The 7291-nt window shown below is 36.9% G+C and carries 6 protein-coding genes and 1 pseudogene; 4 read left to right on the forward strand and 3 right to left on the reverse strand.

Annotated features, from left to right (window positions below; genetic code table 11):
* Positions 1-1026 precede the first annotated feature (1026 nt).
* Positions 1027-2334, forward strand: coding sequence for an anti-phage deoxyguanosine triphosphatase (locus QZ562_RS18075; protein WP_293763292.1), 1308 nt, complete (start codon positions 1027-1029; stop codon positions 2332-2334).
* 254 nt (positions 2335-2588) lie between these two features.
* Here the strand turns inward: QZ562_RS18075 and QZ562_RS18080 are convergent.
* The 3 genes and pseudogenes from QZ562_RS18080 to QZ562_RS18090 all read right to left on the reverse strand — a co-directional run bounded on the left by QZ562_RS18080 (position 2589) and on the right by QZ562_RS18090 (position 5173).
* Positions 2589-3239 (reverse strand): annotated as a pseudogene (locus QZ562_RS18080) (IS6 family transposase).
* A gap of 392 nt (positions 3240-3631) precedes the next feature.
* Positions 3632-4276: a hypothetical protein gene (locus tag QZ562_RS18085; protein ID WP_293763295.1), complete on the reverse strand. Its 645-nt coding sequence runs from the start codon at positions 4274-4276 to the stop codon at positions 3632-3634.
* Between the two features lie 138 nt (positions 4277-4414).
* A complete protein-coding gene (locus QZ562_RS18090; RefSeq protein WP_293763298.1) occupies positions 4415-5173 on the reverse strand; it encodes a hypothetical protein in 759 nt (252 codons plus the stop codon).
* Between the two features lie 140 nt (positions 5174-5313).
* Here QZ562_RS18090 and QZ562_RS18095 point away from each other — a divergent pair, with 140 nt between their 5' ends.
* The 3 genes from QZ562_RS18095 to QZ562_RS18105 form a co-directional block, all read left to right on the forward strand.
* Positions 5314-6300, forward strand: coding sequence for a WYL domain-containing protein (locus QZ562_RS18095; RefSeq protein ID WP_293763301.1), 987 nt, complete (start codon positions 5314-5316; stop codon positions 6298-6300).
* Between the two features lie 238 nt (positions 6301-6538).
* Complete coding sequence (locus QZ562_RS18100; protein ID WP_293763304.1) at positions 6539-7021, forward strand: hypothetical protein; 483 nt, start codon at positions 6539-6541, stop codon at positions 7019-7021.
* Between the two features lie 107 nt (positions 7022-7128).
* Positions 7129-7291, forward strand: a 163-nt coding sequence (locus QZ562_RS18105; RefSeq protein ID WP_293763307.1) for a YchJ family metal-binding protein, incomplete at its 3' end; no start/stop codon positions are given.

The raw sequence follows: 7291 nt of genomic DNA on the forward strand, positions 1-7291 counted from the left end.
ATTTTATGCTTGGGAAATGCGCCCAGTACTATTATAAGCTAAGGCACTATTCAAAGCCGATAAGGACAATTTGGGCAGTCGAGAACTGTCTAAAAAGCTGCTGAAGAAGGTTTCAAAATCATTCGATATTTAACTCGTAAACTGATTAAAAAATAGACACGTGTGGCGCCAGATGAATTTTGGGTTGCTGACAAAACCGATCTGAAAACAGCAGAAGGATAGATATATCTGGCGATGGTAATGGGTTTATATTCACGATGGATTGTCGGTTGGCATATAGAAAAGCGTATGATTTCGAACTTGATAAGCAAAACTATTATCAAAGTAAAAAAATTAAGGCTACCAAATCAGATGCTCGTATTTCACAGTGACTGAGGCTCTCAATTCACTACTCAGCACTTTAATGATCTGCTCAGAGGCACAGTATTCATATATTAATTGGCGATGTGGTTGCGTGTTGAGACAATGTTGTGGTGAAAGGGGTTCTTAAGCAGTTCGATACATGACTAGATATTAAAAATATTATAATCACCCCACGAACAAATGAATCAATATGTTACGGCCTATATGAATCATTACAACTAGGAATAACTTAATACTGCTAATAGTAATATGTAGTCGATTAATTATGAAATATCTCAAAAGAAAGTGATCGGTTAGAGTTGACCACAACACAAGTCTTTTAAAACCGTATAACATACCGAAAGAATATAGAAACTGATTCATCATACAAAGAGTGTGTACATTAATCTCTTTTTCTTTGATGTCGCGCATTAAAGGATTATCATTCTCAAAATTAGATTGTTTTGTTAAAGCAAAGGCGTTTGGTATAAGTTTAATCGTCGACAAATTACACAAGAAAAGCATTGATAATATGATCTTCAGTCTTAATGATAAGTACACAATGTTTTTTGCCTAGTGGCTAGCGATGTTATTTTAAGAGCCCTTGATTATCTGGCGAGCATCTGGTCACATGGTCCCAAGATAATTCGACTCAAATAATATAGCGTGGAGCAGATGTAAATTATGGAATTATGGACACAGCGCAGGCATAGTCAAAAACTTCAACGCCTAGGTGATCAGCGCACTCCTTATCAACGCGATAAAGCCAGAATATTGCATTCAGCTGCCTTTAGGCGGTTACAGGCAAAAACCCAAGTATTGGGTGCAGGGATGAGTGATTTTTATCGCACTCGACTGACTCATTCATTGGAAGCGTCACAAATTGGTCAAGGAATAGCGGCACAATTAAGAAACAAGCACGCTGAGTTAACCCAACATTTAGGTTTGAATGACACCTTAATTGAGGCTTTATGCTTGGCCCATGATATCGGTCACCCTCCCTACGGTCACGGTGGTGAGGTGGCATTGCACTATATGATGCGCAATCATGGTGGATTTGAGGGAAACGGACAAACCTTCAGAATAGTCACTAAACTCGAACCTTATACTGCAGAACACGGGATGAATCTTAGCAGGCGCACGTTATTAGGCTTGATTAAGTACCCTAACTACCTGCCGCAACTTAATCAGCCTCCACAAGCTCAAGAGCCAGTGCCCCATAGAGAAGTTAAGGCATCACTTTGGCATCCTCCCAAAGGTTTATATGAATGTGACAAATCGGCATTTGAATGGTTGCTTGAAGGTTTTTCTAGTGATGACTCGGAACAATTTATGCAATTTAATCTTACCCAAGACAGCCATCACGAAACAATTTTTAAATCGTTTGATTGTTCAATTATGGAACTGGCAGATGATATTGCTTATGGCATTCATGATCTTGAGGATGCGATTGTGATGGGTATAGTTAACGAGTCACAATTTAATCAAGAAGTGGCTGAACCTCTTCTCAGATTAGATATTGGTTGGATGAATCAAAATATCATGGAGCTTAGCAAAAAGCTTTTTAGTCAACATCATCACGAACGAAAGGATGCTATTGGTGCGTTAGTTAATTGTTTTATTACTAATATTCAGATAATTAAAATTGCACCAAACTTTGAACAAGATTTACTGAAGTACAATGCTGCTTTTCATACACCCTTTAATCATGCACTGAATCTTTTCAAAACGTACGTATTTCATCGCGTCATTAAGAAACCAGAAATACAAATGACCACATATAAAGGCCAACAAATAGTCATGGAATTATTTCAGGCTTTTGCATCCGATCCGCAAAGACTATTGCCTGAGAACACACGCCAACGTTGGTTAGTTGCAAATAACGCGGGTAACGGACACAGAGTCATTGCCGATTATATATCTGGTATGACAGATGGATTTGCTTCTAAATTGTACAGTAGCTTATTTATGCCCTCTTCTACCATTACCTGAGAAACAATTAGTTAAAACACAGAAAGCCTAGATATCTGACCAGCGCATTAACCAAAAAAAACCAGAAATAGTCAAGTTTATGTAAATTCTGTTGCTTTAGCTTTCATGGTACCTCTACTTTTTAAAACTATAACTCGTCTGGTATTTAAAATAATATATTCGACACGACTAAATTTATCATAACCCAATGCCCATCATATAAAAAAAGGGGACTGTCAAGTTACCGGGATCGGATGCACTGAATGGTATTTTAACTACCTATCCCAATTTTGGACATAACTCATCCTGTTCCATTCAACGAACGATCTGTCTCGGATAAGTCTGTAATTATTTGCTTTCATTAAATGGCGACCCGGCCTATACAGATTATTAACCATTCCATGACACAAGAGAAATCGTTTAGCCTGTCCTTTGGATTTAAATTTCCTCATCTGCCTTTCCTGTTGTCGACTAGGTTGATGGGATAATTCGCATCGGTTGTTTTTGTACTGTTGGGTTGAGTGTTCTACATCAGGTATCAGTTCTTTCATTGCTGCTGAAGAACTGCGCAATTTATCGGTGACTATCCTGATTGGCGCGGCTTGTTGCCCTTTAAGTAACTTTCTGAAGAATCGTCTCGCCACTTTCTTGTCTTTACGTTTCTAAACCAGAATGTCAATTTCGTCACCATCCTGATCGACTGCCCGCCAAAGGTAATGCAGCACTCCATTTATCTTTACAAATACTTCATCCAAGTAACACGTGTCACCAAGTTGTTTACGGTTCTTCCTGATCTGATTACAATATTGTTTACCGAACTTTAAGCACCATTTTCTGATAGTTTCATAACTGACGGTAATGCCTCTTGCTGCCAGCAATTCTTCGATGTCACGAAGGCTAAGTGCAAATCTATGATAAAGCCACACAGTGTGACTGATAATTTGGGATGGATAGCGATATCCAGCATAAATATTAGTATTTTTTATACCTCAATTATCGCATGTTTCTGAGTCTGCTCGTTAACTTGACAGTACCTTCGATACTATTGATAGATGCGGTGGTGTTTTTAGTAGCCATTGATGCGTTTAATTCCTTAGCAGACTGAATTGCTTAAATTTTATATTATTGTTTTGGAGCTTTTCTGTTAATCAATTATTCCATTACTTTGCTGTTTACTACAAACAAAATTGACTGATTGATAAGACGACACTTACTGAAAATAGTTTGAGCTATACCTGCTGGGGGCATAGCTGATGATACATCGGCTTTAAATTTGGAGTAGTAGAACAAGATAAAATTAGTCTACTTCAATGCTTTACTATGCATTTTCTGCAATGTAATTTGCATAATTACTAACAACCTGATCATACATTAATATTCGTTTTTTTGTGCAAGCGGGATGGTTAGCATTTATACAAATTATGTTGTTGAATTTATGAACTCGATGGGATTTTTTCTGCATTTCAGGTAGGACGTGATCTTTCATTGTTTGAAAGGTACCGCCAAAAACGATTATGTCGGGTGATAGTATTTCAATTTGCCTTCTTAGAAATGAAGCATATTTTATTGCATTTAGTTCGACACCTTTTCCTGCTGTTCTTGTTCCAGATGTTTTCTTAATATTAATAAATGAACATGAGAGAAGAGACTTTTTTCTTTCTTTATTCGCTTCTTTGTAAGAGTTGACATCTTCAGGAAAATTTAGCAATCCATATGCCCACCGGCCAATATTATGAAAAGTCGGCCTTAACCAAAGTTTACTTTTAGGTCGCACTCTTACAGCATCATTAATAAGCTTGGATATATTACCCTCGTAGTCATTTGTTTCTTTTAATATAAATAAAATCTTACGGTTAACTGAATTCCATGTTTCATGGCAGATAATGCCATCTTCAACAAAATGATCCGAATCAGCTAACACAAGTGATCTCCATTCTTTAAACAATTCATCCATATCTTTCATTAATAAAGTGCCAAGTTAAAATGTGTTGTGATGCCTAAGGCAGGCTCATGCGGTTTGTAATAATTTGTTGAAATGTGAATCAAAACTCCACCAAATCAGTGGTTTAATAACAGAAATAACATTATTTTTGGACGCAATTTAAAAATCAGACAATATATCAGTGTGTAAATTAGTCCGATAATGAGGATCTACTCGAAAGGTTACCCGTTTCTGCTCTCTGACCTTTTCCAATTTGAAACAGCAAAGAATCTCAGTTTTTACTTGTTCAGTTAAACACGCTTTATCGGCATAAATAATGAATTTGTTTTTCTGGTCAGAATAAATCACTCTACCACGAGGGAGTTCTTGATACTCAGATCCCATTAGTCCTAGAAACTTTGGCATATAAATGCGTTCATGCTCCCAAGCATCAATGTGTTGAAAATCAACATCACGAAGACCAAGAGAGTCTGGGTTTACATTTATCGCAAGTTTGCTCTTTTCTATAATGGTATTTTGATATAGCCAAAAAATGCCAATTTTTTCTTCCTTCACATTGTGTCCTTGTAAATACCACTCTTCATAAGAAAGGTTTGGGTTATACACCTGCACCTCTCCGTCCAGTATGCTGTAAGTTGCGGCATCTATTAATACCGTGTGCTTAGTGACACATAATGCCTTAATAATATAATGCCAGATTTCCATTGTTTTAGGGTCTTTTTGCTGGGAAAAGTAAAGGGTAATGCCAATATCCTCAAAACAATTTTGGATTTTACCCCTCACTGTTAACTCTTTACCATTGTCACTTAAATTGAGTTCATCCAAGTTGACGGCGACTCTTATCATCATATATTCAGGGTGATGTGCGAGCAAATCAGCAAATGAGTTGCTGTGTATTCTGGTTGAGATGAGTTTCATATAGACTCCTTTTCATTTCATACTTAGCCTAAATCAACCTGCGACAATTAGTGTCGCGACATTCATTGTCGGTTTTGATAATGTTATAAATAAAAAGAGGGAAACATTTGAGCACCGATACCACATTAAGGCATTTAACAATGCTTAATCAGCTACCAACTTATCCTGCACAAGGCATTACTGCCAAAGCTATACATAAAAACCTTATTGATGATGGTTTTACTGTATCAAAGCGCACAATTGAGCGTGACTTGCGAAAGTTAGAATGTGCATTGAAAATTGAATCACATGATAATGAAGGCCAACTACTTTGGTATCAGTTGCCACAACAGAAGAAAGTGCCAAGTGCTGCTGGGCCTTTTGACGCACTTATGATGGTACTTAGTCATCAAACCTTGAAATACACGCTTCCGGAGTCAATTCATTGGAAAGTAAATGAAAATCTTGAGAAAGCCAAAATGGTCTTATCAAATTATCAAAAGGTTTCCAAACTTGAACAAAAAGTCCACGTTATATCTGATGGTTACCCACTTTTAGTTAATGAGTTTAACGAACCTTGGGGCAATACGGCCATCCGAGAAGCGATTTACCTTAGTGTGATAGAAGAGTCTAAACTAAGCATCACCTATAGTTATGCCCATTATGCTACCCCTTTGAAAATGGAACTAAATCCACTTGGGATAATTGTACGTGGACAAACCCATTATTTAGTGGCTTCGCACACGAATAATCCAGAAGAGCCTCATCTATTTTTACTCCATAGAATAAAGTCAGTAAAGATGGGTTTTATGAATATAGTTGTGCCTAAAACATTTAGTCTTGCCTCTTACTTTGCGACTAACCCTTCTGGTTATGTACTCAAAGACGAGCCAGTCACTGTAACTCTAAAAGTTAAAGGCTATGCTAGTGATGTGCTTATGCGACATGCACTTGGCAAAGGTCAATCTATTAAAAAGCTTGGCGAGCAATGGAGCGAAGTGACCTTTACAACCGTCCCTACATACGACCTAATTGCTTGGATTTTACGCTATGGAGCGGATGTAGAATGCATACAACCTGATTTCCTAAGAGCCAAGATCAAGAAATCATTACAAAAAACACTATCATTATATACAACTGAATCTTAAGTATAAATTTTTCAGGCCTTAGATTGATGGACTTGTTGAGCCTTATAAAAATTTGCATTTCTATTCTCAAATCACTTTTAGTATTCTCAAAAAAACTATCACGTGGATCTGAGCACTTGTGGTGGTCTTCGTTTCGCCGGTATTTTTCGCAATCTATTGGAAATTTCTAAGCTCACTTTTTATCCTCCTCACAAAAGCCCGAGTTTCATAGCACTAGGATCGCATTTCATTGGAAACCATGACAATAAGATTTGGTAACGACAAAAAAAAAGCTTGCATGATGTTTTATACAGTACTACTGTATAAACATCCACTGTATATAAAATCACTATTAAGAAACCATTATGGAAAGTTTACATACATTACAAGTAACGCTTCACCACTAGCCACGATGCAAGTGCCAACAGGTATTAACCAAAACGAGGGTGTAAATGTTAAACGTATCAATAAATGGACTTTCTTAGTAGCCAATCACATTCGATTTTCTGATAAACAAGCTAATTGCATACATATGGTTAAACCCAAGCAGCAATATTTATTGCTTTGGCTTGAAAAAATTATTGCTGGCAATCAATGTGAAAACCTCTTCGTTGAGCAATTGTCTTTAGATGAAATTAGCTTCAAACGTCTCAAGCAGCTTTGCATTGATTACAATGTGGCATTGGTTAATTTAATGCCAAACATAAATCAAAAAAATAATGTCGTTAAAGGGCCTTGGTAAGTCTCTAGTTTCTGCTAGCGTTTTTAGTCGATATTGATATTGACTATCCACAGGAAAGTCACCTAGGCTTAGCAAATAATGTCCTTAAACGTAAACAATTTTATACCATGATTAAAAAGTGTTTTTGCGGTAATACGTTAGCTTTTGAACAATGTTGCAAGCCTATCATTGATGGACAATTAAATGCTAAAGATGCGGAGGCGTTAATGCGTTCGCGCTTTAGTGCTTATTTCATTAACGATTATCAGTATATTCTCAAAACCTACACAC

The organism is uncultured Paraglaciecola sp. (genome assembly GCF_913058035.1).
Taxonomy (GTDB): Bacteria; Pseudomonadota; Gammaproteobacteria; order Enterobacterales; family Alteromonadaceae; genus Paraglaciecola.